Origin of the sequence: Bradyrhizobium sp. UFLA01-814 (assembly GCF_046718885.1) — a bacterium.
Classification (GTDB): Bacteria; Pseudomonadota; Alphaproteobacteria; order Rhizobiales; family Xanthobacteraceae; genus Bradyrhizobium; species Bradyrhizobium elkanii.
Genome location: NZ_JAQOSR010000140.1, coordinates 1 through 25444 on the forward strand (window position 1 = coordinate 1; position 25444 = coordinate 25444).

General features: G+C 65.0%; 23 protein-coding genes. 15 read left to right on the forward strand and 8 right to left on the reverse strand.

Features of this window, described 5'->3' with window-relative positions:
• Window positions 1-185 precede the first annotated feature (185 nt).
• The 5 genes from PMN64_RS32165 to PMN64_RS32185 all read left to right on the forward strand — a co-directional run bounded on the left by PMN64_RS32165 (window position 186) and on the right by PMN64_RS32185 (window position 5544).
• Window positions 186-1061, forward strand: a complete 876-nt coding sequence (locus PMN64_RS32165) for a MurR/RpiR family transcriptional regulator (protein WP_411783587.1) — start codon at window positions 186-188, stop codon at window positions 1059-1061.
• Between the two features lie 5 nt (window positions 1062-1066).
• Window positions 1067-2422: an aspartate aminotransferase family protein gene (locus tag PMN64_RS32170; RefSeq protein ID WP_411783588.1), complete on the forward strand. Its 1356-nt coding sequence runs from the start codon at window positions 1067-1069 to the stop codon at window positions 2420-2422.
• 88 nt (window positions 2423-2510) lie between these two features.
• Window positions 2511-3521: an amino acid ABC transporter substrate-binding protein gene (locus tag PMN64_RS32175; RefSeq protein ID WP_028339575.1), complete on the forward strand. Its 1011-nt coding sequence runs from the start codon at window positions 2511-2513 to the stop codon at window positions 3519-3521.
• A gap of 251 nt (window positions 3522-3772) precedes the next feature.
• Window positions 3773-4408, forward strand: a complete 636-nt coding sequence (locus PMN64_RS32180) for an aspartate/glutamate racemase family protein (RefSeq protein ID WP_411783589.1) — start codon at window positions 3773-3775, stop codon at window positions 4406-4408.
• Window positions 4409-4593: 185 nt separating this feature from the next.
• Window positions 4594-5544 carry a YiiG family protein gene (locus tag PMN64_RS32185; protein ID WP_411783590.1) on the forward strand — a complete coding sequence of 317 codons (951 nt, stop codon included), beginning with the start codon at window positions 4594-4596 and terminating at the stop codon, window positions 5542-5544.
• A 230-nt stretch (window positions 5545-5774) separates the two neighbouring features.
• On the opposite strand, the gene PMN64_RS32190 is transcribed toward PMN64_RS32185, so the two are convergent.
• The gene (locus PMN64_RS32190) at window positions 5775-7109 is read right to left on the reverse strand and encodes an MFS transporter (RefSeq protein WP_411783591.1); all 1335 of its coding nucleotides are present in this window, start codon (window positions 7107-7109) and stop codon (window positions 5775-5777) included.
• Between the two features lie 329 nt (window positions 7110-7438).
• On the opposite strand from PMN64_RS32190, the gene PMN64_RS32195 reads away from it, so the two are divergent.
• Window positions 7439-8638, forward strand: a complete 1200-nt coding sequence (locus tag PMN64_RS32195; protein ID WP_411783607.1) for a multidrug effflux MFS transporter — start codon at window positions 7439-7441, stop codon at window positions 8636-8638.
• Between the two features lie 231 nt (window positions 8639-8869).
• Here PMN64_RS32195 and PMN64_RS32200 read toward each other — a convergent pair whose 3' ends face one another.
• Window positions 8870-9295 carry a DUF983 domain-containing protein gene (locus tag PMN64_RS32200; RefSeq protein WP_411783592.1) on the reverse strand — a complete coding sequence of 142 codons (426 nt, stop codon included), beginning with the start codon at window positions 9293-9295 and terminating at the stop codon, window positions 8870-8872.
• A gap of 95 nt (window positions 9296-9390) precedes the next feature.
• On the opposite strand from PMN64_RS32200, the gene PMN64_RS32205 reads away from it, so the two are divergent.
• Window positions 9391-10767 (forward strand): PLP-dependent aminotransferase family protein, encoded by a 1377-nt coding sequence (locus PMN64_RS32205; protein WP_411783593.1) that lies wholly within the window; start codon window positions 9391-9393, stop codon window positions 10765-10767.
• A 107-nt stretch (window positions 10768-10874) separates the two neighbouring features.
• A complete protein-coding gene (locus PMN64_RS32210) occupies window positions 10875-12173 on the forward strand; it encodes a serine hydrolase domain-containing protein (protein ID WP_411783594.1) in 1299 nt (432 codons plus the stop codon).
• A 6-nt stretch (window positions 12174-12179) separates the two neighbouring features.
• On the opposite strand, the gene PMN64_RS32215 is transcribed toward PMN64_RS32210, so the two are convergent.
• A complete protein-coding gene (locus PMN64_RS32215) occupies window positions 12180-12389 on the reverse strand; it encodes a hypothetical protein (RefSeq protein WP_411783595.1) in 210 nt (69 codons plus the stop codon).
• 193 nt (window positions 12390-12582) lie between these two features.
• Here PMN64_RS32215 and PMN64_RS32220 point away from each other — a divergent pair, with 193 nt between their 5' ends.
• The gene (locus PMN64_RS32220; protein WP_411783596.1) at window positions 12583-13587 is read left to right on the forward strand and encodes a hypothetical protein; all 1005 of its coding nucleotides are present in this window, start codon (window positions 12583-12585) and stop codon (window positions 13585-13587) included.
• Between the two features lie 568 nt (window positions 13588-14155).
• Here PMN64_RS32220 and PMN64_RS32225 read toward each other — a convergent pair.
• Window positions 14156-15388: a rhodanese-like domain-containing protein gene (locus PMN64_RS32225; RefSeq protein WP_411783597.1), complete on the reverse strand. Its 1233-nt coding sequence runs from the start codon at window positions 15386-15388 to the stop codon at window positions 14156-14158.
• A gap of 246 nt (window positions 15389-15634) precedes the next feature.
• Between PMN64_RS32225 and glgC the strand changes: the two genes are divergently transcribed.
• Together glgC and glgA are read left to right on the forward strand one after the other, a co-directional pair.
• Window positions 15635-16897, forward strand: a complete 1263-nt coding sequence (gene glgC / locus PMN64_RS32230; RefSeq protein WP_411783598.1) for a glucose-1-phosphate adenylyltransferase — start codon at window positions 15635-15637, stop codon at window positions 16895-16897.
• Window positions 16894-18348 carry a glycogen synthase GlgA gene (glgA, locus tag PMN64_RS32235; protein WP_411783599.1) on the forward strand — a complete coding sequence of 485 codons (1455 nt, stop codon included), beginning with the start codon at window positions 16894-16896 and terminating at the stop codon, window positions 18346-18348. Before glgC ends, glgA begins: the two co-directional genes overlap by 4 nt.
• 9 nt (window positions 18349-18357) lie before the next feature.
• Here the strand turns inward: glgA and PMN64_RS32240 are convergent, their stop codons facing one another.
• From PMN64_RS32240 to PMN64_RS32255, 4 genes are all read right to left on the reverse strand, one after another.
• A complete protein-coding gene (locus tag PMN64_RS32240; RefSeq protein WP_028339587.1) occupies window positions 18358-18672 on the reverse strand; it encodes a hypothetical protein in 315 nt (104 codons plus the stop codon).
• Window positions 18673-18803: 131 nt separating this feature from the next.
• Window positions 18804-19934, reverse strand: coding sequence for a serine hydrolase (locus PMN64_RS32245; RefSeq protein ID WP_411783600.1), 1131 nt, complete (start codon window positions 19932-19934; stop codon window positions 18804-18806).
• 526 nt (window positions 19935-20460) lie between these two features.
• The gene (locus tag PMN64_RS32250) at window positions 20461-20949 is read right to left on the reverse strand and encodes a DUF417 family protein (protein WP_411783601.1); all 489 of its coding nucleotides are present in this window, start codon (window positions 20947-20949) and stop codon (window positions 20461-20463) included.
• Window positions 20950-21141: 192 nt separating this feature from the next.
• Window positions 21142-21777: a TetR/AcrR family transcriptional regulator gene (locus PMN64_RS32255; protein WP_411783602.1), complete on the reverse strand. Its 636-nt coding sequence runs from the start codon at window positions 21775-21777 to the stop codon at window positions 21142-21144.
• A 249-nt stretch (window positions 21778-22026) separates the two neighbouring features.
• On the opposite strand from PMN64_RS32255, the gene PMN64_RS32260 reads away from it, so the two are divergent.
• The 4 genes from PMN64_RS32260 to PMN64_RS32275 form a co-directional block, all read left to right on the forward strand.
• Window positions 22027-23337: a phytoene desaturase family protein gene (locus PMN64_RS32260; RefSeq protein WP_411783603.1), complete on the forward strand. Its 1311-nt coding sequence runs from the start codon at window positions 22027-22029 to the stop codon at window positions 23335-23337.
• A 5-nt stretch (window positions 23338-23342) separates the two neighbouring features.
• A complete protein-coding gene (locus PMN64_RS32265) occupies window positions 23343-24197 on the forward strand; it encodes an ABC transporter ATP-binding protein (RefSeq protein WP_411783604.1) in 855 nt (284 codons plus the stop codon).
• Window positions 24194-24988: an ABC transporter ATP-binding protein gene (locus PMN64_RS32270; protein WP_411783605.1), complete on the forward strand. Its 795-nt coding sequence runs from the start codon at window positions 24194-24196 to the stop codon at window positions 24986-24988. Before PMN64_RS32265 ends, PMN64_RS32270 begins: the two co-directional genes overlap by 4 nt.
• On the forward strand, window positions 24988-25444 hold a 457-nt coding region (locus PMN64_RS32275; protein ID WP_411783606.1), incomplete at its 3' end, for an AMP-binding protein. The genes PMN64_RS32270 and PMN64_RS32275, both read left to right, overlap by 1 nt.

Below are 25444 nucleotides of genomic sequence, written 5' to 3' on the forward strand. Positions count from 1 at the left end.
CGTCGGCAGCGTCAGATGTGTATAAGAGACAGGCACAAGGACCCCAGTGAGAAGCGATCTTCTGCCATGCGCAAGAGCGTTTTCGAGCGAATCGGATACCGGTTCGCGCGAAGAAAACGCGTCAACCTCAGATCCTGCGCGCGTCATATGTTGCACCAAATTAATATTTGTGCAACATATGTTTCATGGCCCAGGCTCAGCCGAAACCATCGCCCCTGAACGAATTGTGCAGCGCACTGCCGTCGCTGCCGATGCGCTTGCAGGAGGTCGGCCGGTTCGTCGCCGCCAATGATTACGACGCCACCACCCGCTCGATGCGCGAGCTCGCTTCCGTCGCCGGCGCCGATCCCGCCTCATTCACCCGTCTTGCCAAGGCACTCGGCTATTCCGGCTGGGACGAATTGCGCGCCGCGCTCACCGAGGCGCGTCGGCCGGCACAGGGCTCGCCGTTCTCCGGCCGCGCCAGAAGCCGCCGCGCCGGGCCGAATGCCGATGTCAAACTGGTGCACGACAAACTGGAAGCCGAGGCCGCGGGCCTTGCGCGGATTTCAGCGAGCGCGATCGCGGAAGCCGCGCGTGCGCTGCACTCGGCTGACCGGATCTGGATATCGGGGTTTCGCAGCTGCCGCAGCGTCGCGGAACTCTTGACCTATCAGCTTCGCCTGTTCCGCCCCGATGCCGTGCAACTGGTCGGCGGCTCCGGTCCGTTCGATCTCGACCACGGCGCCTTCCGCTCAGGCGACGCCGTGGTCGTGATCGGCTTTGCGCCCTACACCCTGGTCAGCGTCGAGACGGCGCGCGCGGCGCATCAGGCGCGCGCCGCGCTGATCGCGATCGCCGACACCATCACGGCTCCGATGGCAGAAGGCGCCGATCATCTGCTGCTGTTCGAGGCCGTCTCCTCCCCCGGCTTCTTCCCGAGCCTGACCGGCGCGATCGCAGTCGCCCAGTCGCTTGCGGCCGTCGCCTTCACGCTGGGCGGCGCCGGGGCAAAGCGCAAGCTGGAGGAGACCGAGGGCCGGCTTGCCGAGATGTCGCAATACTTTGTCGAGAAAGGATGACTGTCATGGCAGCCAACAAGAGCCGCGTGATGCATCGCAGCCTGCGCGAAACCCCGCCGAAGGCAATCGGCGGCGATGGCGTCTGGCTGATCGCGGAGGATGGCCACCGCATTCTGGATTCCTCCGGCGGCGCCGCGGTGTCATGCCTCGGCCATCAGCATCCACGGATCCTTGCCGCGATCGGCAAGCAGGCCTCGAAGATTGCCTATGCACATACCGGCTTCTTCTCCTCCGAGCCTGCGGAAGAGCTCGCCGAGCGGCTGGTCGGCCACGAACCCGGCGGCCTCGGCTATGTCTATTTCGTCAGCGGCGGGTCGGAAGCGATCGAGGCCTCGATCAAGCTGGCGCGGCAATATTTCATCGAGCGCGGCGAGCCGAAGCGCGCCCGCTTCATCGCGCGCCGCCAGAGCTATCACGGCAATACGCTCGGCGCGCTGTCGGCCGGCGGCAATGCCTGGCGCCGAGAGCCCTACGCGCCGCTGCTGTCGCCCTCGTTCAGCCATGTCACGCCGGCCTTCGCCTATCACGAGAAGCGCGACGATGAATCGGAGGCGGCGTTCGTGGCGCGGCTAGCCGCCGAGCTCGAGGCCGAATTCCAGCGGCTCGGCCCCGATACGGTCGCGGCGTTCATCGCCGAGCCCGTGGTCGGCGCCACCGCCGGCTGCGTGCCGGCGCCGGAGGGTTACTTCAAGGCGGTGCGCGAGATCTGCAACCGCCACGGTGCGCTTCTGATCCTCGACGAGGTGATGTGCGGCATGGGCCGCACCGGCACGCTGCACGCCTGGGAGCAGGAGGGCATCTCGCCCGACATCCAGGCGGTCGCCAAGGGCCTCGGCGGCGGCTATCAACCGATCGGCGCGATGCTTGCCAGCGGCACGATCGTCGACACGGTGCGCAACGGCTCCGGCGCGTTCCAGCACGGCCACACCTATCTGGCGCATCCGCTCGCCTGCGCCGCGGCGCTCGAGGTGCAGAAGGTGATCGCTGAGGAGAAGCTGCTCGACCAGGTCAAGGAGCGCGGCCGCCAGCTCGAGCAGCGGCTCACCGAACGGTTCGGCAATCACCGCCATGTCGGCGACATCAGGGGCCGCGGCCTGTTCTGGGGGATCGAGCTGGTCGCCGACCGTGCCACGCGGCAGCCGTTCGATCCCAAGCTGAAGCTGCATCAGCGGATCAAGTCCGCGGCCTTCGCCGGCGGGCTCGGCTGCTATCCGTCGGGAGGCACCGCCGACGGCCAGCGCGGCGATCACGTGCTGCTCGCCCCGCCCTATATCGCGACTTCGGGCGACGTCGACATGATCGTCGAACGGCTAGGCGCTGCGGTCGACAGCGCGTTGAAGGATGTTGGTCACGGAGCATGATCCGGAAAAACGGGCGCCGGTTTTGCCGCGACAAACGCGAAGCGTTTGCGCAGGGGTCATGCTCAAACGTTAGCAGGAGGAGGAAAACATGCTGAGGGGTATCATCACTCTAACCGTTCTCGCCGCGGGCATCGCGGGCGCGAGCGCGGCGACGCTCGACACCGTCAAGCAGCGCGGCACGCTGGTGTGCGGCGTCTCGACCGGCTTTGCCGGTTTCTCTGCGCCGGACTCGCAAGGCAACTTCAAGGGCCTCGACGTCGACTATTGCCGTGCGCTTGCCGCCGGCGTGCTCGGCGATCCCGCCAAGGTGCGCTACGTCGCGCTGACCGCGCAGAACCGCTTCACCGCGCTGCAGTCGGGCGAGATCGACGTACTCTACCGCAACTCGACGCAGACCTTTCTGCGCGGCACCACGCTTGGGCTGCGGCAGGGACCGGTCAATTTCTACGACGGTCAGGGCTTTGTCGTGAAGAAGGACCTCGGCGTGAAGGAGCTGAAGGACCTCAAGGGCGCCACGGTGTGCGTCGCCCAGGGCACCACGCATGAAGTGACGCTCGGCGACTACGGCCGCGCCAACGGCATCGACTGGAAGCCGCTGGTGTTCGACCGCGTCGACACCATGTACCAGACCTTCTTCGGCGGCCGCTGCGATGCCATGACCCAGGATGCTTCCGCGCTCGCCGGCGCGGTCGCGACCGCAGCCCCGAAGGCCGATGACTATGTCGTGCTGCCGCAGACCATCAGCAAGGAGCCGCTCGGCCCGTTCACCCGCAACGGCGACGAGGTCTGGAGCGACATCATCACCTGGCTGCATTACGGCCTGATCGAGGCCGAAGAGCTCGGCGTCACCCAGGCCAATGCCGACGAGATGGCGAAGTCGCAGGTCCCGGCGATCCAGCGCCTGCTCGGCGCGTCGGGCGATCTCGGCTCGCGCCTCGGGCTCGACAACAAATGGCTGGTCGCCGCCATCAAGTCCGGCGGCAATTACGGCGAGATCTTCGAGCGCAATGTCGGCAAGGCAAGCCCGCTGAAGCTCGAGCGCGGCCTCAACGCCACCTGGAGCAAGGGTGGGTTGATGTATGCGATTCCGTTCAAATGATGACCTGAGAAATCTCGAATTTATCCCTCCCGTCATTGCGAGCGAAGCGAAGCAATCCATCGCGCCACAATAGAGAGATGGATTGCTTCGTCGCTATCGCTCCTCGCAATGACGGGGTTGATAGGTTCATAGCCTCCGACCTCGCCCCGATTGCGGGGAGAGAGCCCCTCACCCCACCCCTCTAAGAGCGAGCTTCGCTCGTCTCGACCCCGCGAAGAGCGGGGAGAGGGAGATCATTCGGCGACAGCCTCATGCGCATCACCCTCATTCACGCCCTGAAACACTCGATCGTGCCGATCGAGGCATCATTCGCACGACATTGGCCGGAGGCGCGGCTGATGAACCTGCTCGACGACAGCCTGTCGGCGGACCTCGCGCGCGACGGCAAGCTTAACGAGCGCATGACCGAGCGGTTTCTGACCATGGGCCGCTATGCTGTCGGCACCGGTGCCAATGGCATTCTGTTCACCTGCTCGGCGTTCGGGCCGTGCATCGAGGCGGTGGCGCGCGAGCACGCGCCGATGCCGGTGCTGAAGCCGAACGAGGCGATGATCGAACAGGCGGTGGCGAAGGGCCAGCGGATCGGCCTGCTCTCGACCTTTCCGCCGACGCTGGTCTCGATGCCCCCGGAATTTCCGTCACAGGTCACGCTGGTGCCGAAGCTTGCCGAAGGCGCGCTGGCGGCGCTCGACCGCGGCGACCGCGCCGAGCATGACCGCATCGTGGTCGAGGCGTCCAAGGAGCTGCGCGACTGCGATCTGATCGCGCTCGCCCAGTACAGCATGGCCCCGGCCGCCGAGCGCGTCGCTGAAGTGACCAGCCGCGAAGTACTCACGACGCCCGACAGCGCGGTCAAGAAGCTGAAGGCGATGCTGGGGATCAGCTAGGCGCGCCCATAATCGCCGGCCTCCGGCGGTGGACTGACGGCGTTGAGCCCGTAGCCGACAAACAAGTCTATCGATAGTGTGCCTCGCGGCCTCGGCGGAGACTCGTGTGACGTCCCCTTCTGCCGTCACATAAGCTTTCCAGGCTGAGGCGGCCAATTTCCGGCCGAGACGAGGGCAAACTACCGATGCGAAATACCCCTTTCCTTGCGCTTGCAGCCATCGTTGCTTTCCTCGCACCTGCCGCCGCGCAACAGGCCCCGCCTGCGTCATCGGCGAGCGCCTCCTCCGCGCAACTGACGCACAAGCTGAACGCCTATGTCGGGTGCATCAACCGTCTCTCGGCGCGCTCGTACGAATCCCGCGAACGCTACTTTTCCTGGGCCGCCAAGAATGGTCCCACCGGCAAGGAGCGGATCATCTACGGAACCTACACGATCTACGACACGTCCGACTGCAAGACGAGCGTCGCGGCTGCCAATGCAGCGGACCCGCACGACGCCGAGCTTGAAGCCGCCGCGAACGCGTATGTTGCGGCCGTCACCACGCTTGAGCCGCTGTTGAAGGAGGCGGACGACTACTACACCCAGGAAAATTACAAGGACGACAGGATGGCCAGGGGCAAGGCGCTGCATCCGCGCCTGGTCGCGGCCTGGGATGCGTTTGCCGGCGCCGACAAGGGGCTGCGCGCCGGCGTCGAGGCCATCAATGACAAGCGCGCCGCCGAGCAGCTGGCCGCGATCGAGGCCAGCGAAGGCCGCAAGTCGCACTACTATGTCGAGGCCCTGATGATCCAGGCCAAACGCGTGCTTCGCGCGCAGCAGGCCGACAAACCCGACCTCAACGCGATAACCCAGGCGCTCAACGAGTATGAGGCCACGGTGAAGGCAATGGACGAGGCCTCGGGCAAGGACGGCGACGCCAAGCTCGGCTCGATGTTCATCGGCAGCGCCAAATCATTCCTCACCACGGCGAAGCAGCTCATGCGCCGCGTTCGCGACAAGGTGCCTTACAGCTCCGGCGAGAAGATGATGCTGAGCAACGCCGGCGCCGGCTGGATGGTGGAAGGATCGCCGGCGCGGCTGATGCGCGACTACAATCAGCTCGTCGACGGCTACAACCGCGGCGCCCGCATCTGAATGACCGCGCCGGACGGAGCGATCGAGAAGCTGGAGGCGATGATTTGGGGCATGATCCCGTCATTGCGAGCCACCCGGTCGGCGCGAAGCGCCGCCGGATGACAGGCTCCGCTAAGCAATCCATCGTACGGCATAGACGGCGCCATGGATTGCTTCGTCGCTTCAGCGCAAAATTGCTTCGCAATTTTGTCGCGAGCTCCTCGCAATGACGAAGCTACCAATCAGACCGATCAGCCGCCCGCCTCATTGACGTTCAGATCGACGCCCTGCGGATCCCTAATCGTCGACACCGTGATCAGCGAGATCAGCGAGAGCACCGCGATGTAGATGCCGACGCGCCAGGACTGGCCGTAGGTGCCGATGATCCACTGCGCGATCATCGGCGCGAAGGCGCCGCCGAAAATGGCGCCGAGCGCATAGCCGATCGAGACGCCGGAATAGCGCACCTTGGCTGGAAACAGCTCGGCATAGAGCGCCGCCTGCGGGCCGTAGGACAGGCCGAGCGCGATGGTGAGGCCGACGGCGCTGACGAAGAACAGCAGCAGATTCTTGCTGTCGATCAAGAACCACATCGGCACCGCCCACAGCACCATCAGGGTGTAGCCGATCTGGAAGCAGCGCACGCGGCCGATCTTGTCGCCGAGGATGCCGCCGAGCAGCGTGAAGATGAACCAGCTCACCGCCGCTAGCGTGCCGATCAGCAGCAGCTGCTCGGACGGCATCTTCAGCGTATTGGCGCCGTAGCTGATGATGAACGCGATCAGGATGTAGCCGGCCGCATTGTTGGCCATGAAGATCAAGGCCGTGCGCAGGATTTCCTTGCTGTGATTGCGCATCAGGTCGCGCAGCGGCGCGGAGGATTCCTTGTGCCGCCGCTGCATCGCTTTGAACACCGGAGACTCTTCGACCGTGCGGCGGATCACGATGCCGACGACGATCAGCACGATCGACAGCAGGAACGGAATCCGCCAGCCCCACTCGATCATCGCCTGCTTGCCAAGCGTTGCGGTGAGCACCCACAGCACGCCGGTCGCCAGGATCATACCGAGCGGCGTGCCGATCTGCGGGAACGAGCCGAAGAAGCTGCGCTTGTCGACGGGAGCCGACTCCACCGCCATCAGCGCCGCACCGCCCCACTCGCCGCCGGCCGAGAAGCCTTGCAGGATGCGCAGGAGAATAAGGAGCGCCGGCGCCCAGGCGCCGATCTGCGCATAGGTCGGCAGCAGGCCGACCAGCGCGGTCGCCGCCCCCATCAACAGCAGCGTGACGACGAGCATGTTCTTGCGCCCGAAGCGGTCGCCGAGATGGCCGCAGACGATGGCCCCTAACGGGCGGAACAGGAAGGAAAGGCCGAGCGTCGCGAACGACACGATCTGCGCCAGCAGCGGATTGTTCGCGTTCATCGGCGCGAAGAACAGCGCGCCGAACACCAGGCCCGCCGCCTGGGCGTAGACGAAGAAGTCGTACCACTCGATGGTGGTGCCGACGAGCGTTGCGGTGAGGACCTTGCGCTCCTCATCCGACAGTTCAGCGCCGCGCGAGCGCGCGGACAGTTCGATGGACATTATGGCCTCCCAAACCCGTTCTTGAACCTGTTCTTGGCCGCGCGGGCGTGGTCGGCGGCGATGCGCCTGCCCCGCACGGATGCTGGGCGCGGGATTAGCAGAGGTTTCCGCGCCGCACGAGCAAAATAGTTGCAGTCGCAACGATATTCGGCGAATTGTGCTTTTGGCCCCGGTTCCCGACCCCGCTACCTCGGCCGCGATCGGCGGGCAGCTATCTCGAAACGCCGATTGTGCATCGCAGCAAGATCGCTACGATGCGAGGATTCCCAAGAGGTTGCTAAGTGTCTGACATCAATGCCGATGCCTGGGTTTCTTCAGGCCACCGCCCGATGGGCTTTCCGGAATTCGTCGTCGTCATCGCCTCGATCATGGCGCTGAACCCGCTGGCGATGGACATGATGCTGCCGGCGCTGCCGAACATCCGTTCCGCGTTCCAAATCGCCGACGCCAACCGCCCGCAGATGGTGCTGTCGATCTTCCTGGTCGGCTTCGGCGTCGGCCAGTTCGTGATGGGCCCGCTGTCGGACCGCTTCGGCCGCCGCCCGGTGCTGCTCGGCGGCATGACCGTCTACACCATCGCCGGCCTGCTCGCGATCATGGCGCCCTCGTTCGAGACGCTGCTGCTGGCGCGCGCGCTGCAAGGGCTCGGCACCGCGGCGACCCGCGTGATCGCGACCTCGATCGTGCGCGACTGCTACGCCGGACGCCGGATGGCGAGCGTGATGTCGCTTGCGATGATGGTGTTCATTGCGGTGCCGGTGATCGCGCCGTCATTCGGCCAAGCGGTGATGCTGCTGACGCACTGGCGCGGCATCTTCGTGCTGCTGATGATCTACGGCGTGATCGCGCTGGCCTGGAGTGCGATGCGGATGCCGGAGACGCTGCCCAGGGAGCTGCGCAAGTCGTTGGCGATCCCGGAGGTCTTGTCCGCGTTCCGCCAGACCATCACCAACCGCCAGACGTTCGGCTATGCGCTCGCCGCCGGCGGCGTGCAGGGCTCGCTGTTTGCTTTCGTGTTCTCCTCGCAGCAGATCTTCACCGAGATCTTCAAGCTCGGGCATTACTTCCCGGTCGCCTTCGCGGCCTGCGCGGTCGGCGTCGCGATCGCCGGCTTCCTCAATTCGCGCATCGTCGGCCGCATCGGCATGCGGGTGATCTCGCACGCCGCGCTGACCGGTTTCGCCGTCGTCGCAGGCGCCCTGCTGCTGGCGGTGAAGACCGACACGCTGTCGCTGCCGCTGTTCATGGTGCTGTCGGGCCTGATGATGTTCGCATTCGGGCTGATGATGGCGAATTTCACCGCGCTCGCGATGGAGCCGCAGGGCAGGATCGCCGGCACTGCGTCATCGCTGTACGGCACGATCACGACGTTGCTCGGGATCGGCGTCGGCATCACGATCGGCCAGGATTACGACGGCACCTTGCTGCCGTTCGCGAGCGGCTTCTTCCTCTGCACGCTGGCCGCGCTCGCCGTCGTCTTGGTGACGGAGAAGGGCCGGATGTTCCGGCCGCATCATCATCCGATTTGATCTTCGTAGCCCGGATGAAGCGCAGCGAAATCCGGGACGCTTTTACCTGCGGCACGAACCCCGGATTACGCGGAGCCTGTCATCGGGCGCGCGTTCGCGCGACCCGTTGGCTCCATCCGGGCTACGATCCTGACTTGACCCGCTGCTGTAGCCCGCATGAGCGCAGCGATATGCGGGGCTGCTGTTCCCGGATGTCGCTTCGCTCATCCGGGCTACGATTCTGAGGTCGCGTCAGGCTTCGCGAGTCCGTCCGACGCTGCTTTGCGCCCGGGCGGGCGCCACCGCACGCCGCGTCGCCGCAAATCCCTCCATCCCGAGTTGCCATTGCAGGCCCACGATCGCACCCTTGGTCGGCTGCAGCAGCGCGAGCGCGCCGAACAACGTCACCGGCAGCCAGATCGCCAGTTGCAGCCAGGCCGGCGGCGCGTAGTTCATCTCGAGCCACAGCAGCGCCGGCACCACGACGTGGCCGACCACTACGATGACGAGATAGGCCGGGAAATCGTCGGCGCGCTGCGGGGTGAAGTCCTCGCTGCAGACTTCACAGTGATCGGCAACCTTGAGGAAGCGGCCGAACAGATGGCCGCGCCCGCAGTTCGGGCACTTCATGGTGAAGCCGCGCCACATCGCCTTTGGCAGGGAAACCGTCTCGGTCATCGTCGTTTTCCTTTGGCCGCTGTCCTTGACCTGATCTGATGATCCATACAATATGCAATCAGACACCTACAATCAAAGACAAAGCGTCGGATTGCATGGATTGGATCCCTACAGTTTCGGAATGGCACGGCCCGATGTTCCTGCGCATCGTCGATGCGCTGGCCGCCGACATCGCGAGCGGCCGGCTGGTCCGCGGTCAGCGGCTGCCGACCCATCGCGCGTTGGCGTCAGCGCTCGATATCGATCTGACCACGGTGACTCGCGCCTATGGCGAGGCTCGGCGGCGCGGACTGCTCGACGCCCGCGTCGGCCAGGGTACGTTCGTCTCGGAGACCACCACGCGCGCCGCCTCCGACCTGCCTGCGCCCGTCAACATCGACCTGTCGATGAACCTGCCGCCGCAGCCGGTCGAGGCCAATCTCGACCTGCGCATCGCGCAGGGACTTGCGACCATCCGCTCCGAGGCCGGGTTCTCCGTCTATCTCGGCTATACCCGTCCCGGCGGCACCACCGAGGAGCGCGAGGCCGGCGCCGCGTGGCTCGCGCCGCGCGTGCCGCAGGCCTCGGCCGACCGCATCGTGATCTATCCGGGTTCGCAGGCGATCATCTTCAACGCGCTGCTGGCGCTGACATCGCCGGGCGATGTCGTGGTGACGGAGGCGTTGACCTTTCCCGGCATCAAGGCCGCGGCGGCGCGGCTCGATGTCCGCCTGGTCGGGGTTGCGATGGACGCCGAGGGCGCGCGGCCCGACGCGCTCGACGAGGCCTGCCGCAAGCACAAGCCGAAGGCGGTCTATCTGGTGCCGACGCAGCAAAACCCGACCACGGCGACGATGAGCGCGATCAGACGCAGGGCGATCGCCGATATCATCAGCAAGCGCGGCTGCGTCCTGATCGAGGACGACGTCTACGGGCCGCTCGAACCGCAAGCGGCGCCGATCGCAACCCTGATTCCGGAGCGCACCTACTACGCCGCGAGCATCGCAAAATGCATCGCGCCGGCCCTGCGCGTCGCCTATCTCCTGGCGCCCGATGCGAGCGCCGAGCAGCGCATGCGCGCCGGCATGCAGGCCACCATGCAGATGCCGCCGTCGCTGATGGTCGCGCTGGTCACGCAATGGCTGCGTTCCGGCGTCGCCGCCGACATCATCCGCGCCATCCGCAACGAGGCAGCGGCGCGCCAGCAGCTTGCGACCCGCTTCCTCAAAGGCGTCACTTACGCGGCGCGGCCGGCGAGCCATCATCTCTGGATGCCGCTGCCGAAACATTTCGACGGCACGGACCTGTTGTCGCATCTGATGCGCAACGGCCTCGCCGTGGTCGGCGAAGACGCCTTTGCGGCGGGCGAAGCCGCGCCGCGCGGCCTGCGCGTCTCGCTGGGCGCCGCGCGCAACCGCGCCGAGCTGAGCCAGGCGCTGCAGGTGCTGTCGAATGCGGTGCGCACGCCGGTCGGTGCTACCCAAATCGTATAATTCCGGCGATCGCCGGGAATAAATTCGCTCCAAAATGATTATGGTGCGCGGGGGCGCACGCCGTTAAAACTCTGCTCTCAGGGCATCAGGCAGGGGCAGGCTTTTCAATGTCATGCGGATATGATCGGGCAGTCCACCGTGCTGTGCTGACGCTTCGCGGGGCAGTGACCGCGATCGGTTGTCTTGCAGTTGTCATATCGGGCGCGGCGCGCGCCTCCGATGCCCCTGCCCCGGTGCCGGAAAAACTCGAACGCATCACCTCATTCTTTGACAACGAGGTTGCGACAGGAAAAATTCCTGGCGCAGTCATCCTGATCCAGCAGCACGGCAAGCCGGTCTATCTAAAGACCTTCGGCTATCGCGACGTCACGACCAAATCGCCGATGCGGCCGGACACGATGTTCGCGCTGCATTCGATGACCAAGCCGATCACCAACACCGCCGCGATGATGCTGGTCGACGAGGGCAAATTGTCGCCGCAGGATCCGCTGTCGAAATACATCCCGGCCTTCGCCGACGTGAAGGTCGCCATCGAACCGGATGGCGGGAACGATCCGGCCAAGGTGGAGCTGGTGCCGCCGATCCGGCCAGTGACCATTGAAGATATCATGCGGCACACTTCGGGTATCACCTACGAATATATCGGCGCCGACTGGATCCAGAAGATTTACCGCGCAGGCCACCTGTTCGACGGGAAATTCGACAACAAGGAATTCGTGGCGCGGCTGGCCAAGCTGCCGCTGTCGCGGCAGCCCGGCACGCTGTGGCGTTACGGTCATTCCACCGACGTGCTCGGCCGGGTGATCGAGATCGTCTCGGGCAAGACGCTCTATCAGTTCGAGAAGCAGCGCATCTTCGATCCCCTGGGGATGAACGACACCACATACGTGCTCGACGCCGAGACCGAACGGACGCGGCTGGCGGAGCCGCTGCCCTCGGACACGATCCTGATCGAGGGAGAGAACGACCGGCGCGCGCATCCGGAGTGGGAATCCGGCGGCGGCGGCCTGGTATCGACCATCCTCGACTATGCGCGCTTCGCGCAGATGCTGCTCAATGGCGGCGAGCTCGACGGCAAGCGCTATCTCAGCCCCGCAGCCTTCAAGGCCATGACGACGGACCATATCGGGCCGGGCTCCGGCGTCGGCCGCGACTACTGGTACTTCCCCGGCGACGGCTTTGGCTATGGCTACGGCATTGCCGTGCGCACCGATCCCGGCATTGCCAAGCCGCCACCGCCAGGCTCGATCGGCGAGTTGAAGTGGGACAGCGGCAGCGGCACCTATTTCGGCGTCGATCCGAAGCTCGACATGATCTACATCATGCTCGAGCAGACCCAGAACGAGCGCCAGCGCATCACGCCGGCGTTCCGCAAGCTGGTCTACGACGCGTTCAGCCCGGATTGAGTTCCCTCACCTTCGTCTATTGCCGCGAACCGTTTCCTGCCTGCGCCGTGCTGCGGCCGCGATCAGGCTCGCGGTGCATTCGTTGCAGACGAACGCACACTCATCCGTAAACAAGCAAATCCGTGCATCGAGGCCAACCGCATCATCGTCGACGATCCCCTCGATAATGCCACCGCAGCACACGCATTGGTGGTGCGACGTCAATTCTCGTTCCATGACGCGCTCTCCAGCCATCGCAGCCTCCCTCTCTGCTGCTTCCCTCACGCTATATACTATCGTATATATCGAGACGACAAGGCAGGCGGGTGAACAATCCGGTCGGGAACCCTGCAGACAACAACCATCGACCGGAGACGATCGCCAAGAAAATCCTGCCTGGTCCAACCAGGTTCATTGAGGAAACGCGATCATGATAAAAAACAATGGCGACGCGGGACGTCCGCGCGCAACGGGAGAACTGCTCAAGATCCGCCGCGCATCGCTGCTGAGCGCTGCGGCCATCATCCTCGCGCTCGGTGCGGCCGGCGCAGTGCGCGCCGAAACGGCTCCGGTCGGCGTTCCCGACAAGAGCTTTCCGGAGAGCGTGACCTCGACCTCTGACGGAACGCTTTACGTCGGCAGCTTCAACCATGGCGGCGTGACGAAGGTCTCGGGCGGCAAGGCCGAGCAACTGGTCAAGCCGGGCGCCGCCGACAGCCGCTCGACGCTCGGCGTTCTCGCCGACGAGAAGAGCGGCACGCTCTATGTCTGCTCCAACGACATCAGCGCGATGGGCGTGGCGGGGCCAAGCGACACCAAGGGCGCCTGGCTGAAAACCTTCGATCTCAAGAGCGGCGCCCCAAAGGGCAGCTTTGCCTTGAGCGATCCGAAATCGTTCTGCAACGACATCGTGGTCGGTGCCGACGGCACCGCCTATGTGAGCGATTCCTTTGCGCCGTTCGTCTACAGCCTGAAGCCGGGCGGCACGGCGCTGGCGACGTTCGCGACCGATCCGCAGCTCGCGCCCGCCAAGGACGGCGTCGGGCTCGACGGCATCGCGATCGGCGCCGACGGCAATCTTTACGTCACGACCTTCATTCCGGCCAAGCTGTTCAAGATCGAGATGAAGGACGGCAAGGCCGGCGCCGTGACCGAGCTGAAGCCGTCGCGGCCGCTCGACCACGCCGACGCGCTGCGTGCCCATGGCGGCGGCTTCCTGCTGATCGAGGGCAACGGCAAGCTCGACAAGGTCACGGTGAAGGGCAGCGAGGCCACCATCGACACCATCAAGGATGGCCTCGCCGAACCGGTGTCGGTGACGCAAGTCGGCGATGTCGGCTGGGTCGCCGAAGGCAAGCTGTCCTACGTGATCGGCGACAACAAGGGCAAGGACCCCGGCCCGTTCAAGCTGACGCCGATCGCGCTGCCGAAATAGCGGCGGGCATATATTTAGCCGCGTCATTGCGAGGAGCGATAGCGACGAAGCAATCCATCTGGCCGCGTATGCGGTAGCGATGGATTGCTTCGCTTCGCTCGCAATGACGGGGATGGGTCGCGGCCCTTCGCCTCAAGCACAGACGTCTCTGGAATACTGGGTCACCCGCATGCGCATGCGCGGGTGATGACACCGCGTGGTGTGACACCTTATCGAGAACCATCCTCATCGTCGTCCCTGCGAAAGCAGGGACCCATAACCACAAATGCCAATTGTTGGTCGATGCTGGAACGACGAGTCCCTTCAACAAGATCCGCCGCGGCGTATGGGTCCATGCTCCCGTGCGCAATTGCGCACCAGGCAGGGACGACGTGTTGGAGGAGCCCCGGACTCATATCACAATTTCTGAATAATGGAAGAATACCGCTGATTTGCCCGACGAGTCAAGTTGCCGTGTCCGCCGGCAGCCACCGGCTCCTTTGCATGGGGTTGTTTTCGATATTTTGGCAGTCGCCCCTGCGACGCGGCACCGACCGATGCGGTCGCACCGCCGTCACCATGTCATCTGCTAGATCACATAGAACCCATGCGTGCCGTCGCGGCGCAGCTGCTCGACCAGGCCGTACTCCCAATCGAGATAGGCCTGCATCGCCTGCTCCGCGACGCCGGTGCCTTCATAGGGTCGCCGATAGCGGTGCGCGGGATCGGGCCGCGGCACGATGCGCGGTGGCCCGACTTCGAGCCGGCCGTCATAGCCGCCGTCGAGCACATAGACCTCCCAGCCCATCTGCGCGAACCAGGACGCCGTCATGTCGGCGCGGATGTTCTTGTCGTCGCTCAGCACGATGCGCGCGCCGCGCACGGGCGCGGCCATGTCGATTTCCTGCACCAGCTGGCCGCCGGCATAGTGGCGGAAGCCGGCAAGGTGACCGGCCGTGTATTCCTCGGCATCGCGCACGTCGAAGCGATACAGCGTACGGTGCGCGTCCTCGTCCAGCGCGGCGAATTCATCGATCCCGATGTGACGGACGCCGGCGCGATAGGCGACGTCGCGCGCATTGTCGCCTGCGCCCTCAAACGGACCGATGCCGCCGCGCTTGCCGGCGCCGTGCTCGAGATCGTGCTTCGCCAGCGTCCAGCCGATCGTGCCGTTGCGCAGCGCGCGCACCTTGTTGGGCAGTCCGGCATTGATCAGGGATTGCGTGCCGATGATCGAGCGGGTGCGGCCGGCGCAGTTGACGATGATGGTGGTGTCGGGATCCGGCGCGGCGCCGCCGGCGCGCAGCACCAGCTCGGCGCCAGGCACGCTGACCGAGCCCGGGATGTTCATGGTGGCGTATTCGTCGAAGCGGCGGACGTCGAGGATCGCAATGTTGGCCTTGTCCGAGATCAGCGCGGCGACCTCGTCGGCGCTCAGCGACGGCGTGTGCCTGCGCGACTCGACCAGCTCGCCGAACGCCTTGGCGTAGGAATTGACGTCCTCGAACACCTCGTAACCGGCCGCCTTCCAGCCCTGCAAGCCGCCCGCAAGCGCAGCAACGTCGCTATAGCCCAGCGCCCGCAACTGGTCGGCCGCGGCGACGACCAGCCCCTCGCCGTTGTCGTAAAGGACGATCGGCACGTCCTTGCGCGGCAGTCGCAGCTCGGCTTCGAGCGCGATCCGGCCGGCCGCCATGTTGGCGGCGAACAGCGGATGGCCGGTGGCGAATTCCGCTTCATGCCTGACGTCGAGCAGCGCGATCTCCCGGCGCAGCAGCAGCGTTGCGCGGATGTTCTGGGGCGTGACGGAAACAAGTGTCATGGAATGCTGGCCTCGGCAGGAAACGGGCAGGCTTGCTCTAGGCCGAAATCGCGCCTCGTCAATAGCTTTAACCGGCCCGCAACCCCGATCTCCGGGAGACCGGGTTCGGGGAACGAAAGCTCGCCATCCGCTTTGCTCAACCGGGATGCACTTGCTACGTTCCCAATCGGCCCCGTTGGCGCCCGATCAGGCCTTCCGGACAAGAGAAGGCAGCGGGGCCGCGCCTGAAGTTCTGGGAGGATGACCATGAGATCAGTCGGAAATGAACCCTTGTCGCGTCACGCCCTCGCCTATGTTCTGGCCGGCGGACGCGGCAGCAGACTTCAGGAGCTCACCGACAGGCGCGCCAAGCCGGCGGTGTATTTCGGCGGCAAATCCCGCATCATCGACTTCGCGCTCTCCAACGCGGTGAACTCCGGCATCCGCCGCATCGCGGTAGCGACCCAGTACAAGGCGCACAGCCTGATCCGGCATCTGCAGGGCGGCTGGAACTTCTTCCGTCCGGAGCGAAACGAGAGCTTCGATATCCTGCCCGCAAGCCAGCGCGTCTCGGAGACCAACTGGTATCTCGGCACGGCGGATGCGGTGTACCAGAACATCGACATCCTCGAGGCGCATGGCACCAAATACATTCTGGTGCTCGCGGGCGACCACATCTACAAGATGGACTACGAGGTGATGCTGAAGCAGCATGTCGAGAGCGGCGCCGACGTCACGGTCGGCTGCCTCGAAATGCCGCGTACGGAATCCAGCGGCTTCGGCATCATGCATATCGACGAGTCCGGCCTGATCCAGTCCTTCCTCGAGAAGCCGGTCGATCCGCCGCCGATGCCCGGCAAGCCCGACAAGTCGCTCGCCAGCATGGGCATCTACGTGTTCGACTCGCAATTCCTGTACGATGAATTGCGCCGCGATGCCGCCGATCCGAATTCCAACCACGATTTCGGCAGGGACATCATCCCCTATATCGTCAAGCACGGCCGGGCCGTGGCGCATCAGTTCAACGATTCCTGCGTCCGCTCCGGCGACGATCCGCGCTCCTACTGGCGCGACGTCGGCACCGTCGACGCCTATTGGGGCGCCAACATCGATCTCACCGATGTCGTGCCGGAGCTCGATCTCTATGACCGCACCTGGCCGATCTGGACCTATGCTGAGATCACCCCGCCCGCCAAGTTCGTGCATGACGAGGACGGACGGCGCGGCCAGGCGGTGACCTCGCTGGTCTCGGGCGCCTGCATCATCTCGGGCGCGGCGCTCCGGCGCTCCCTGCTGTTCACCGGCGTGCACGTCAATTCCTACGCCAATATCGAGAATGCCGTGATCATGCCCTATGTGAATGTCGGCCGCGGAGCGCGGCTCAGAAACGTCGTGATCGATCGCGGGGTGCGGATTCCGGAAGGACTCGTGGTCGGCGAGGATCCCGAGTTCGACGGCAAGCGTTTCCGCACCACCGAACAAGGCGTCACGCTGATCACACAGTCGATGATCGACAGGCTGGGGACATGACGCCCATCCGCGTCCTCGCAGTCGCCTCGGAAGTCTACCCGATCGTCAAGACCGGCGGCCTCGCCGACGTGGTCGGCGCGCTGCCGGCGGCGCTGAAGCAGCACGGCGTCACGACGCGGACGCTGGTGCCCGGCTATCCCGACGTGCTCAAGGCGCTGGCTTCGGCCGAGACGCTGCTGCACTGGCCGGAATTCTACGGCGGGCCGATCCGCGTGCTCGGTGGCAGCCATGACGGCCTCGATCTGTTCGCGCTGGACGCGCCGCATCTCTATGCGCGGCCCGGCAATCCCTATGTCGGCCCGGACGGACGCGACTGGCCGGACAACGGCATCCGCTTTGCCGCGTTGTCGCGGATGGCGGCGGAGATCGGCCAGGGCGCGATCACCTCCTTCGTCCCCGACATCGTACATGCGCATGACTGGCAGGCGGGCCTCGCTCCTGCCCTCCTGCATTATGCCGGGCAACCGCGCCCCGGCACGGTGATGACCGTGCACAACCTCGCCTACCAAGGCCAGTTCTCGCCGGACATGCTTGCCGCGTTCGGCCTGCCGGGCGAATCCTACGCGCTGCACGGCGTCGAATATTACGGCACCATCAGCCTGTTGAAGGCCGGCCTGCAATTCGCCGACCGCATCACCACGGTGTCGCCGACCTATGCGCGGGAGATTCAAAGCGAAGAGGGCGGCATGGGGCTTGGCGGCCTCTTGCGCGAACGCGCCGACGTGCTGAGCGGCATCCTCAACGGCATCGACATATCAGTGTGGAATCCGGCCACCGATCCCGACATCGCGGCACGCTTCAGCGCCGAGCGGCCGGCGGAGCGCGCGGTGAACAAGGCGGCGCTGCAGCGGCGCTTCGGGCTTGATCCCACGCCGGATGCGATGCTGCTCGGCGTCATCAGCCGGCTGTCATGGCAGAAGGGCCTCGACCTTCTGCTCGAGAACATCCCGACGCTGCTCGGCGAAGGCATCCAGCTCGCGCTGCTCGGCAGCGGCGATCACGACCTGCAGGATCGCTACGCCGCGCTGGCGCACGACAATCCCGGACGAATCGCGGTCGTGATCGGCTACGACGAGGCGCTGGCGCATCTGATCCAGGCCGGCGCGGACGCGCTCGCGGTGCCGTCGCGCTTCGAGCCGTGCGGCCTCACCCAGCTGTGCGCGCTGCGCTACGGCGCGGTCCCTGTTGTCGCCAATGTCGGTGGCCTTGCCGACACCGTGCTCGACTTCGACGACGTCGCGATCACCGGCGATGCGCCGACCGGCGTCAAGTTCGCACCCGTAACCTCGGATGCGCTTGCCCATGGCTTGCGCAAGGCGAACCTGCTGTTCAACGACAAGGTGACGTGGCGCCGGCTACAGCAAGCCGGCATGGCCACCGATGTCTCCTGGCACAATCGCGCCGGCCGCTACGCCGCGCTCTATCGCGAGCTCGCGACGACGCGGCGCTAAGCCCCCCGATCAGTTCAGGAGATCGCAGGACGCGACGCGGTTGATGTCGGCCAGGCGCCGGTCTGGATTTCCCTTGAGATCAAGGCTTGCGACGAGATCGAGCAGCCGGCCATAGGCGCGGTCGGCGACCGCGACGGGCAGCGGCTCCTCGTCGAAAGTTTCGACGTAATTGCCGACGAGACCGCTCAGCAACCGGCAAACGCCGCGTTGCTCCGGGTCGTCCCTGCCGAGGATCTCGAGTTTTTGCTGGAAGGTCCTGAAGGTTCGCAACCCATGGGGCTGTTGCGAAAGCCAATTGTGCAAATCAGGATACAGATCGGTCATATCAGCCTCTTCAAAATGGAGAAGAAGCTACCGGCTTATACAGCCGATCACGGTTCCGCGCCATCGCAATTTTTGCATGCATCCCCTGCCCTGCCGCGCAGGCCGTGTCATTGGACTGGCACGTCCTGCGACTAGAGTCGCGCGAGCGCCGGCAAAATTCTGTAGCGCGCGATCTCGTGCGGATAGTCGCCGCGATTGGCGAGCAGCACGATGCCGAGCCTGCGCGCAGGCACCAGCCCGACATAGGCTGAGGCGTTATTGAGACCACCCGGCTTGTCGATCACGGTGACGCCGTCCAGCCGCACATGCTCCCACGCCATCGCCTGGCCGAACTTGTCGTCGACGCGAAAGCTCTCACGCTCGGTCATCTGCAAGGCCGCGCGCAATTCGGGATCGATCACCGCGCCGTCGAGGCAGGCGCCCAGCAATATGCCGAGATCGCGCGCCGATGAGAACATCTGGCCGGTGCCTGGAAAATCATAATAGCGTTGCTGATTGCCGGGCGGACCGATCGCCGTGCCGTCGTGGGAGTAGCCCTGAACCACACGCTGCATCATCTCGGGCGCCATCCTCGCGCGGTCGTCCTCGCTGCGGTTTGGAACGAAAGTCGACGTCATGCCGAGCGGCTTGAGGATACGGCTCCCGATCAACGTCGCGATCGGCATGTCATAGCGCCGCTCCAGTACCAGTTGCAGCAGGACATAGCCGGCATGGCTGTAGATGCGCTGCTTGCCCGGCTGCTCTCCTGCCGGTGGCGTCCATGCATTGAGCATCGCGATGAACTGATCACGGCTGAAGGTCCCGACCGGCCATGGCGGATGATCGGTCGGCAGCAGCAGCCCGGACGTATGATTGACGAGCTCGCCGATGGTAACGCGGCTGACGTAGTCCCCGTGCAATTCGGGCAGATATTTGTTGACAGGATCGTCCAGCCGCAATTCGCCGCGCTCCGTGCCGAGCGCGACCAGCGTCGCCTCGAACAGCTTGCGCAACGAGGCGAGATTGAACAGCGTGTCCGGGGTGATCGGTCGCTTCGATGCAGCGTCAGCGAAACCGTAGTTGAAGAAGGTGACCCGGCCGCCGGCATAGACCGCCGCCGCGAGGCCGCCTGGGTCGGCCGCAGTCGCGGTCGGCGCGAGTTCCGTCGTGACGATGTCCCTGATCTGCGCATCCATGTCGGAATCCGCGCGCGCCACCCCGAGCGCGCTAACAGCGACGACGAGCAGGACGGCCGCGATCCGGACGGTGAGCCATTGTCTCATGAAGAACGAAATCAGGACGATGTTGCGATGTGACCCGCGAGCGAGTCTGTTCACCATCGAGAGATGGCGACATCACGATCCTAGCGGTGGAACCGATGCGCCCGAATTCACGATTGCGCGTCTTGCGCCGTTACCATCCCGGCCGGGACGGGGCGGCCCGATCGCTTGTTCCGGTGGTCACTTCCGGAAGCCGCGATCGCGACCGCCCTCCCACTCCAGCCACGGTGCGGGAACTGCAATCGAACAAAAAAATGCGGGACGTTTGAAAATGACGGGAGTGGGCTTCGACGAAAAGGCAAGATCGGCGCTTGCCGATCGGGCCAAGGATATTTCTGACTTCGTCACATTCCGCTCCCAACCGGGGACGTTTCTTCCTAGCAACAATTCGTCAATCGAAGGTTGCATAAGCCGATTGGATTCGATTTTCAAGACACGGTCGTCCGCGACGTTTTGTCCTGTTCCAGATGCCGGATGCGCGCGATGCCTCGTTAAACATCGATTAACCATCGATCGCGTCGCGCGAGACCTATGTGGCGCGCGAGCGGATGATCGACCGCGGCAACGACGCCAACAGCAGCACGAGACAGACGCAGAGCAGCACGATGTCCTTGAACAGGAACTCGCCGGCCAGGTTCCAGGCCATCGGATCGGTCGACAAGCTCCATTTGACCACCCCCGGCGTCGTGAAGAAGAACGACCACGTCACCGCAAAGGTGATGACGCCCATCAGCGCGCCGATCGCCGAGAGAAGCGGGCTGAACGCGCCGGCGGCGAGCAGGACCGCAATGCCGAACTCGGCCACCCCGAGCACATAGGCCTCGCCCCGGAGACCGAACACCGACAGCCACGAGATGAACGGGCTGTTGCTGATGAACACCGCGATGCCTTGCGCCGATTGCAGCGTGAATTTCTGCATCCCGAACGACACGAAGATCACGACCATGACCCAGCGCAGGATCGCGAGCGCTCTATAAGACCCCTCGCCCTGTTCGGCGATGTTGAACGACAGATTCATGTGGATGCTTCTTCCCTCGCTCCGATGCCATCATCAGCCGCTGTTGCGGGCTTGTTGGCAGGTCTACGCAGCGCGCCGCACAGGCGTTACGCGCGGGACAACGTCTCGGCCTTCACGATGATGTGCAGATGAGATGAGGAACGATGCGAGAGATGCCTTCGGCGCGAATCCGCAAAGTGCGCCGCATCGGCCTCAGGCGCGCTGGCGGAGCGGCCGCGCGGCGTCCTTTCCCGGCACCGGCATGGTGAAGCCGTACAGGAACAGGTCCACCACCATGTCGGCGAACTCCCCTGGATCGATCCCGCCCTTCGGATCGTACCAAGTGTGGCTGAAGTTCAGGATGCCGAACAGCATCATGCTGTAGATTTTCTTGGTCCGCTTGACGATCTTGCCTTCCTTGTCGAGCTTGACCAGCAGATCCGAGACCGTGTCGACGAGCTGGCGCTCCAGCGCCTTGATCGCATCCTGCTCGGTCTCGCCGAGGAACGAGAGGTCGTTGAGGATCACGCGCTGCTCGTCGCTCGAACGCGCATTCAGCGCGACGATGGCCTGGATCGCCGCGCGGAACTGCTCCAGCGTCGTCGCCTTCGCGGCCATCGCGGCCTCGACGTCGGCGATCATCTCGCGGATATGGGCGTCGAGGATCGCGAACAGGATCGCTTCCTTGGAATCGAAATAATGGTACAGCGCGCCGCGCGACAGCTTGCAGGCATCCGCAAGGTCGGCGATCGAGGCACGCATATAGCCCTGCCGCGCGAACAGGCCGCAGGCGGTGGTGAGAATGTTCCGCTGAATCTCGTCGTAATTCTCTGAGCGCGTCCGCGCCATTGCCGTCTCTCTCGTGCACCATCGGCGCCGCCGGAATCGGGCGACTGCCGTCTCTCTATACTACCGCCGCCGCCCGCTCTCCTCCCCTTTGCGGGCACCATCCACCAGAACTCTTCGATCACCCACCATGACGCGACCTGCGTCAAAAAATAATTTGAACGACCGGTCGGATTATATTAGACTGCCTTCCATCAAGCAAGCGGATTGCGCACGCCGGGACTAACCCGGCGGCATCGCGGGAGGTTGCGCGTGGATTCTCAGAGGATCGATGCTGTCGTGATCGGAGCCGGTGCCGGCGGGCTGTGCGCCGCGGCGCGCCTTGCCCATGGCGGGTTGCATACGCTCGTCATCGACGACAAGGACCGGCTCGGCGGCCGCGCCTCGACCGAGGAGATCGACGGCTTCAAGGTCAATATCGGGGCGATCGCGATCGAGTTCGGTGGCGTGTTCGAGGAAACCTTCCACACCGTCGGCGCCCCGCTCGACATCCGCGCGCCAGAGCCCGCGAGCTCGTTCTTCATCGACGGCAAGGTGATCGATGTCGGCCGCGGCGGCTGGTCGCTGCTGCTCGGCCAACTGACCAAGCAGGCCTCGCGTATCCTGGAGAAATTCGCCGACGCCCGCTCCGGCAACCTGCCTGACGGGCGGCAATCGACCGAGGACTGGCTGAAGGGCTACACCAGCAACGCCACCGTGCATGCGCTGTTCCGCAATCTCTGCGCGGCGATCTTCGCCTGCAACGCCGCGGAGCTGCCGGCCCGCGCCTTCCTCACCTATTTCACCAGCAAGGGCGCCTTCAAGAAGTTCGGCTTCTGCCCGCAAGGCACGATCGGCGTCTGGAACAGCCTCGGCAACGCTGTCAGGCGCAATGGCGACATCTGGCTGCAAACGCCTGCGACCACGATTCACACCGCCAACGGCAAGGTCGAGGGCGTCACCGTGCTCAGGAATGGCGAGCGGGTACGGATCGACACCGATCTCGTGATCAGCAATGCCGGGCCAAAGGCCACGGTCGCGCTTGCCGGCAGCGAGGCGTTCCCGGCGGATTATATCGCCCGGGTGAAGAACGACCTGCGCCCGGCCGCCAACATCGTCATCAATGTCGCGAGCCGCGAGCCGCTGATCAATCATCCCGGTATCGTCACCTTCGGCAAGACGCGCCGGCTCTGCAACATGGCCAACCTCTCTGCCACTTGTCCGGAATTGGCGCCGCCCGGCTGGCACCTCTACGTCGCCTATGCCGTGCCGGTGCCCGCGCTCGGCGATTTCGATGCGGACGCGGAGGTCGCGCTCGCGCTCGAGGACCTGCGCGAACAGTTCGCGAATTTCGACCAGGCAAAAATCCTCTCGATCCGGGTGATGCGCGACGACTGGCCGGCACAACGCAGCTGCGCCGGCTACGATCTGCCGCGCGAGACCGGCGTCGATGGCCTGTGGTGCGTCGGCGACGCGGTGAAGCAATATGGCAATGGCGGCACCCAGGCCTGCGCCGAGACCGCGAAGCTCGTCACCGATGCCATCCTCGCCGCGCGTCCGCGCTTGTCGGCCGGCCGGGTCTGAGCCAGATGCCGACGACCATCCCGCATCCGATGCCGCAAGCAGCGCCAGAGGCCATGCCGGCGCAGGATTGCCTGCTCGAATTCCGCAACATCCGGATCGTCTACGACAATGCGATCGAGGCGATCCGCGACGTCTCGATCGCGGTGCCCGAGGGCAGCATCGTCGCCCTGCTCGGCTCCAACGGCGCCGGCAAGTCGACGCTGCTGAAGGCGATGTCCGGCATCCTCTATACCGAGGAAGGCGTGATCGAGAACGGCAGCATCCGCTTCCGCAATGACGAGGTGCATCGCCTTGCGCCGGACGAGCTGGTCCGCCGCGGCATCGTGCAGGTGCCGGAGGGCCGCCGCGTGTTCGCGGCACTCACCATCGACGAGAACCTGCAAATGGGCGGCTACACCAGGACCAGCGCCGAGGCGCGCGAGCGCCGCGACAAGGTGTTCGCGCTGTTTCCGCGGCTATATGAGCGGCGCGACCAGATCGCCGGCTACATGTCCGGCGGCGAGCAGCAGATGCTCGCGATCGGCCGCGCGTTGATGACTGATCCCGTGCTACTGGCGCTCGACGAGCCGTCACTCGGCCTCGCGCCGCTGATCATCGACCGCATCTACGAGGTGATCGTCCGGCTGCGCGACGAACTGAAGATGACGGTGCTGCTGGTCGAGCAGAACGCGCAGCGCGCACTCGATATCGCCGACTACGGCTACATCCTGGAGACCGGCCGCGTCGTGCTCGACGGCACGGCAGCGAGGCTCACCGCCAACGAGGACGTCCAGGAATTCTATCTCGGCGTCTCCTCCGCCGGCCGCAAGAGCCTGCGCGACGTCAAGCATTACAAGCGCCGCAAGCGGTGGCTGTCGTGACCGCGCTGCTCACGGTCGAAAACCTCTCAAAGCGCTTCGGCGGCCTGCAGGCAGTCGCCGATGTCAGCCTGCGCGTCGCGCCCGGCGAAATTTGCAGCGTGATCGGTCCGAACGGCGCCGGCAAGACCACGCTGTTCAACATGATCTCGGGCGTGCTGCGGCCGAGCGGCGGCCGCATCAGCTTCGACGGCATCGACCTCTCAACGATCTCGCCGTGGAAATTCGCCGCGGTCGGTATCGGCCGCACCTTCCAGAATCTCGCGCTGTTCAAGCACGGCACCGTGGTCGAGAACATCCTGACCGGCCGCCACACCCATCTGCGCTCGACCGTGCTCGATGCGGTGTGGTTTTACGGGCGTACCCGCAAGGAAGAGATCGCGGCACGGCAGCGTGTCGAACACATCATCGAATTCCTCGAGATCGAGCACATCAGGGACGCCGTGGTCGGCACGCTATCCTACGGCCAGCAAAAACGTGTCGAGCTTGCCCGCGCGCTGGCCTGCGAGCCGAAGCTGTTGCTGCTCGACGAGATGGTCTCCGGCATGAACCAGGAGGAGACCGAGGACATCGCGCGCTTCGTGCTCGACATCCGCGACGAGCTCGGCATTACCGTCGTAATGATCGAGCACGAGATGCGCATCGTGATGGACATCTCCGACCGCGTCCATGTGCTGAATTTCGGCCGCAAGATTGCCGAAGGCACGCCCGGTGAGATCAGGCACGATCCGGCGGTCGCGGAGGCCTATCTCGGCGGTCAGCGCACTGAAGCGATGACAAAGGCGGGCGCTTGATGTCGACGCTGGACAGCCTGCGCACCGCTCATCCGCCGCTGCAAGCGAGCGCGCCGCGGAATCCGCCGGCGACCGGCGCCGACGCGTTCCAAACCGCGCTTGCGGATGCCGCCATCACCATCCCGCAATTGCTGCGGCAGCGCGCCGCCATGCACGGCGAGGCGCTGGCGCTGCGCGAGAAGGATTACGGCATCTGGAATCCCTATTCCTGGCGGCACTATTACGACACCGCGCGCGCGGTGGCGCTTGGCCTGCTGTCGCTCGGCATCAAGCCGGGCGACCGGATCGCCATCGCCGGCGAGAACACGCCGGAATGGTTTTACGCCGATCTTGGTGCGCAGATGATCGGCGCGGTCGCGGTCGGCATCTATCCGACCAATCCCTGGGTCGAGCTGCAATATATCGTCAAGCATTCGGGTGCCCGCATCGTCGTCACCGGCGACCAGGAGCAGACCG

Bases quoted from the DNA above. Each gene is read 5' to 3' on its own strand.
- PMN64_RS32185 (WP_411783590.1), top strand. From the start codon at position 4,594: ATGCGAAATACCCCTTTCCTTGCGCTTGCAGCCATCGTTGCTTTCCTC.
- PMN64_RS32205 (WP_411783593.1), top strand. From the start codon at position 9,391: ATGGATTGGATCCCTACAGTTTCGGAATGGCACGGCCCGATGTTCCTG.
- PMN64_RS32175 (WP_028339575.1), top strand. From the start codon at position 2,511: ATGCTGAGGGGTATCATCACTCTAACCGTTCTCGCCGCGGGCATCGCG.
- PMN64_RS32215 (WP_411783595.1), bottom strand. From the start codon at position 12,389: ATGGAACGAGAATTGACGTCGCACCACCAATGCGTGTGCTGCGGTGGC.
- PMN64_RS32240 (WP_028339587.1), bottom strand. From the start codon at position 18,672: ATGACCGATCTGTATCCTGATTTGCACAATTGGCTTTCGCAACAGCCC.
- PMN64_RS32245 (WP_411783600.1), bottom strand. From the start codon at position 19,934: ATGAGACAATGGCTCACCGTCCGGATCGCGGCCGTCCTGCTCGTCGTC.
- PMN64_RS32170 (WP_411783588.1), top strand. From the start codon at position 1,067: ATGGCAGCCAACAAGAGCCGCGTGATGCATCGCAGCCTGCGCGAAACC.
- PMN64_RS32195 (WP_411783607.1), top strand. From the start codon at position 7,439: ATGGGCTTTCCGGAATTCGTCGTCGTCATCGCCTCGATCATGGCGCTG.
- PMN64_RS32220 (WP_411783596.1), top strand. From the start codon at position 12,583: ATGATAAAAAACAATGGCGACGCGGGACGTCCGCGCGCAACGGGAGAA.
- PMN64_RS32210 (WP_411783594.1), top strand. From the start codon at position 10,875: ATGTCATGCGGATATGATCGGGCAGTCCACCGTGCTGTGCTGACGCTT.
- PMN64_RS32250 (WP_411783601.1), bottom strand. From the start codon at position 20,949: ATGAATCTGTCGTTCAACATCGCCGAACAGGGCGAGGGGTCTTATAGA.
- PMN64_RS32255 (WP_411783602.1), bottom strand. From the start codon at position 21,777: ATGGCGCGGACGCGCTCAGAGAATTACGACGAGATTCAGCGGAACATT.
- PMN64_RS32265 (WP_411783604.1), top strand. From the start codon at position 23,343: ATGCCGACGACCATCCCGCATCCGATGCCGCAAGCAGCGCCAGAGGCC.
- PMN64_RS32190 (WP_411783591.1), bottom strand. From the start codon at position 7,109: ATGTCCATCGAACTGTCCGCGCGCTCGCGCGGCGCTGAACTGTCGGAT.
- glgA (WP_411783599.1), top strand. From the start codon at position 16,894: ATGACGCCCATCCGCGTCCTCGCAGTCGCCTCGGAAGTCTACCCGATC.
- PMN64_RS32165 (WP_411783587.1), top strand. From the start codon at position 186: ATGGCCCAGGCTCAGCCGAAACCATCGCCCCTGAACGAATTGTGCAGC.
- glgC (WP_411783598.1), top strand. From the start codon at position 15,635: ATGAGATCAGTCGGAAATGAACCCTTGTCGCGTCACGCCCTCGCCTAT.
- PMN64_RS32200 (WP_411783592.1), bottom strand. From the start codon at position 9,295: ATGACCGAGACGGTTTCCCTGCCAAAGGCGATGTGGCGCGGCTTCACC.
- PMN64_RS32180 (WP_411783589.1), top strand. From the start codon at position 3,773: ATGCGCATCACCCTCATTCACGCCCTGAAACACTCGATCGTGCCGATC.
- PMN64_RS32225 (WP_411783597.1), bottom strand. From the start codon at position 15,388: ATGACACTTGTTTCCGTCACGCCCCAGAACATCCGCGCAACGCTGCTG.